At 71.5% G+C, this 4,045-nt stretch carries 4 protein-coding genes; 2 read left to right on the top strand and 2 right to left on the bottom strand.

Annotation, left to right across the window (positions count from 1 at the left end; translation table 11 throughout):
* Positions 1-172 precede the first annotated feature (172 nt).
* On the top strand, positions 173-2,326 hold the full coding sequence (locus ACFWGZ_RS40080; RefSeq protein ID WP_382456816.1) for an AAA family ATPase: 2,154 nt from the start codon (positions 173-175) through the stop codon (positions 2,324-2,326).
* Between the two features lie 55 nt (positions 2,327-2,381).
* On the opposite strand, the gene ACFWGZ_RS40075 is transcribed toward ACFWGZ_RS40080, so the two are convergent.
* Positions 2,382-2,984, bottom strand: a complete 603-nt coding sequence (locus ACFWGZ_RS40075) for a LytR C-terminal domain-containing protein (protein WP_382456815.1) — start codon at positions 2,982-2,984, stop codon at positions 2,382-2,384.
* Positions 2,981-3,262 (bottom strand): DUF3263 domain-containing protein, encoded by a 282-nt coding sequence (locus ACFWGZ_RS40070; RefSeq protein ID WP_330856633.1) that lies wholly within the window; start codon positions 3,260-3,262, stop codon positions 2,981-2,983. Before ACFWGZ_RS40070 ends, ACFWGZ_RS40075 begins: the two co-directional genes overlap by 4 nt.
* 108 nt (positions 3,263-3,370) lie before the next feature.
* On the opposite strand from ACFWGZ_RS40070, the gene ACFWGZ_RS40065 reads away from it, so the two are divergent.
* The gene (locus ACFWGZ_RS40065; RefSeq protein WP_382456814.1) at positions 3,371-3,949 is read left to right on the top strand and encodes a peptide deformylase; all 579 of its coding nucleotides are present in this window, start codon (positions 3,371-3,373) and stop codon (positions 3,947-3,949) included.
* Positions 3,950-4,045 lie beyond the last annotated feature (96 nt).

Here is a 4,045-nt window from a genome sequence, read left to right as displayed (position 1 = left end):
CACGATGACTCGTGTCCGGCCCTCGACGTTCGTCGACCTCTCGTTCTCAGGACATCGCGTCCGAGGTCGACGGACGGCTCCACGAGGTCCTTGGAGCCGTCACCGGCTCGTCGGGCTTCCGACGCAGACCGAACGCACGGCGCGTTCGCCGCGAGCAACTAGAGTCGGCGGCGTGATCACGCTGACGGCTCGCCTGTCCCCGTCCGCCCTGGACACCCGGCGCGGCGTCGTCCGCCTCCACCCCGAGGTGCTCGACGCCCTGGGCCTGCGCGCGTGGGACGCGGTGAAGCTGACCGGTGCCCGGGTCAGCGCCGCCCTCGCGGCGTCCGGTGAGCAGCCGCCTGGCGTGGTGCTCGTGGACGACGTCACCCTCACCAACCTGGGTGTGGTGGAGGGGTCCGAGATCGTCGTGGCGCCGGTGCAGGTGGCCGGGGCGCGGTCGATCACCGTGGCGGGGTCGCGGCTCGCGACCACCGCGTTGACGCCGGACCACGTGCGGATGGCGTTGACCGGCAAGGTCATCACCGTGGGCGACAGCGTGTCGTTGCTGCCGCAGGACCTGGCGCCGCCGCCCGGCGCGAACGTGTCGGAGACGCGGCGCAAGCTCTCCAACGCCATCGGCATGACGTGGACGAACGAGCTGATCACCATCACCTCCACCGACCCCGCGGGTCCGGTGGCCGTGCAGCCGTCGAGCGTCGTGGGCTGGCGTTCCGCTTCGGCGCCGGCGGCCGAGGTGACGCCCGTGGTGGTGCAGGAGAAGCACGAGGCGCTGCCCGTCGCCGATCTGGTCGGCCAGCGCGAGCAGGCCAAGCGGCTGACCGAGTGGCTCGAGCTGATGTTCCGCCAGCCGGAGCTGCTCACCAAGCTGGGTGCGTCCGCACGACTGGCGGCCATGATCAGCGGGCCTGAGGGCGTCGGCAAGGCGACGCTGGTCAGGGCCGTGGCGCAGGCCGTCGGCGCGGACGTCGTCGAGCTGGCCGCGCCGAGCATCGCCGTGCTGGAGCCGGGTGCGATGGCCAAGCAGCTGGGTGACGCGATCGCCGGTGTGCCCGAGCAGCCGACCGTCCTGCTGCTCACCGACGTCGACTCGCTGCTGCCGACCGCGCCGCCCCCGGTCGCGACGGTCGTGCTCGACATCCTGCGCACCGCCGTGTCGCGTCCCAACCTCGCCCTCGTGGTCACGTCGGCCCGCGCCGAGTCGGTGGACGCCCGCCTGCGCGCGCCGGACCTGGTCGACCGCGAGCTGACGCTGCCGCTGCCGGACGCCTCCGGCCGCACCGAACTGCTGCGCGTGCTGCTGCGCGACGTGCCCGTCCAGTCCGATGTGGACTTCGGCGAGGTGGCCGCCCGCACGCCGGGTTTCGTGGCCGCCGACCTGTGCGCGTTGCGCCGCGAGGCGGCGGTGCGGGCCGCGCTGCGGCAGCGCGAGGCCGCGGAACCCCGCGTGGGACAGGAAGACCTGCTCGGTGCGCTGAAAACCGTGCGGCCGATCTCGATGTCCGCCTCCGACACCGTGCAGACCGGCGGGCTCACGCTCGAGGACGTCGGCGACATGAAGGAGGTCAAGCAGTCGCTGACGGAGGCGGCGCTCTGGCCCCTGCGCTACCCGGACTCCTTCGCCCGCCTGGGCGTCGACCCGCCCCGCGGCGTGCTCCTCTACGGCCCGCCGGGATGCGGCAAGACGTTCCTGGTCCGCGCGCTGGCGGGCTCGGGCCAGCTGAACGTCCTGACCGTCAAGGGCGCCGAGCTGATGGACAAGTTCGTCGGCGAGTCCGAACGAGCGGTCCGCGAGCTTTTCCGCCGCGCCGCCGACGCCGCCCCGGCCCTGGTGTTCCTGGACGAGGTGGACGCACTGGCCCCGCGCCGGGGCCAGTCGTCGGACGCGGGCGTGGCCGACCGCGTGGTGGCCGCGCTGCTGACGGAACTGGACGGCGTCGAACCTCTGCGGGACGTCGTGGTGATCGCCGCGACCAACCGCCCGGAACTGATCGACCCGGCGCTGCTGCGACCGGGCCGGCTCGAACGCCTCGTCTACGTGCCGCCGCCGGACGCCGACGCACGCGTCGAGATCCTGAAAGCCGCTTCCCGCAACACGCCGCTGGCGGGCGACGTGGACCTGTCCGCGCTGGCCGGTGAGCTGGAGATGTACTCGGCGGCGGACTGCGCGGCCCTGGTGCGCGAGGCGGCGCTGACGGCGATGAGGGAGTCGCTGGAGGCGGCCGAGGTGACCCAGACGCACCTGGCGAAGGCACGCGAGGTGGTCCGGCCGTCGCTCAACCCGGCCCAGCTCGCCTCACTGGCGGCCTACGCGGCAGGTCGCTGACCGGACAGGCCAGGCAGCCCCCGGCAGCAACACGATGCCGCGGGCTGCCGCGGACCTACTTGGACTTGGCGGCACCCTGGTAGTCGTTGGTCACGATCAGGATGATCCCCGGCGCCGAGGACTCGATCCCGTCGAACCGCGGCTCCACCCGAGCCCGCAACACCCCGGCGAGCTCCTTGGCGGAGGCTTCCTCGGCGGTCCCCGGCCGGAAGTACACGGTGGTGGTCGGGATGGTGCCCTGCGAGTAGTTGCCGGTCCCGGCCACGGTCCACCCGTTGGCCTTGACCTCGTCGGAGGCCTTCGAGGCCAGCCCGGTGATGGTCGAGTTGTTGTAGACGCGCACCGGCTCCTTGGCCACGCCCGGCTGCGTGACCGGCGGAGGCGGCACGGCGGCGGACGTGGTGGGCGCGGCGGCGGAGGTGGTCGCGGGCGGAGCCGACGACGGCGGCACCGAGGACGGCGCAGCCGAGGACTCCGCGACCGAGGTGGTGGCCGGCGGCGGCGCGGAGGACGACCCCTCGGCGACCGGCGGTGTGTCGGAACCCCCGCCGAACAGGCTGATGACGCCGATCACGAGCGCGACGGCGGCGACGCCGAGCAGGGCGAAACCGGCGGCTTTGGCGGGACGGGACGGGCTTGCGGACTCGGGGGAGGTCATCGGTCCTCGGTGCTCCTGGCGCGTGCGCGCACCCTTTGGCGGCCAGTCCGCACTCCCCGCAGCCGTTTGACCAGCATCGGGTCTGCGGCCAAGGCGGCCTCGGACTCGATGAGACCGTTCAACAGCTGGTAATAGCGGGTCGCGGACATGTCGAACAGTTCCCTGATGGCCTGTTCCTTGGATCCCGAGTACTTCCACCACTGGCGCTCGAACGCGAGCATCGTGCGGTCGCGGCTGGTCAAGCCGTCAGCGGAGGTGAGCGTCTCGGTGTGATCCATCTGGCTCCCCACGGTCGCCACACCATCTCAGGTGCGGGCAATTCAATCACGTGATCGTTCCAACGTACCGCGCGACACCGACAGTTTTGGCTCGCTTAAAGTTTGCCCATGGCCGTGCACCGCATCCGCATCGTTGGCGACCCCGTGCTCCACCACCCGACGCGCGAGGTCACCGAGTTCGACACCGAGCTGAAGACCCTCGCCGACGACATGTTCGAGACGATGGCAGCGGCCCGCGGAGTCGGCCTCGCGGCCAACCAGATCGGCATCGACCTGCGGCTCTTCGTGTACGACTGCCCCGACGACGAGGGCAGGAACCACCGCGGCGCCATCTGCAACCCGGTGCTCGAGACCTCCGAGGTCCCGGAGACCATGCCGGACCCCGACGACGACTTCGAGGGCTGCCTGAGCGTGCCCGGCGAGGCCTACCCGACCGGCCGCGCCCGGTGGGCGAAGGTGACCGGGCTCGACCTCGACGGGCAGCCGTTCGAGGTCGAGGGCACCGGCTTCTTCGCACGCTGCCTGCAGCACGAGACCGACCACCTCAACGGCTTCACCTACCTCGACCGCCTCGTCGGCCGGTACCGCAAGGAGTCGAAGCGGATGCTGCGCGACAACGACTGGAACAAGCCGGACCTGTCCTGGGACCCGGCCGACCCCGCGAACTTCGGCGACGACGAGGACTAGCTGTACTGACCTGAGAGGTTAGGAACGGTCCGACACGTGATCGGATGATCTTGGATTGAGGGAGGGCCTCCGGGTTCGGTGTGGATTGCGACATCT

Origin of the sequence: Lentzea sp. NPDC060358 (assembly GCF_042725365.1) — a bacterium.
GTDB lineage: Bacteria > Actinomycetota > Actinomycetes > Mycobacteriales > Pseudonocardiaceae > Lentzea.
The sequence above is the reverse complement of the archived record's forward strand: the minus strand, read 5'-3'. Positions and strand labels throughout refer to the sequence as shown.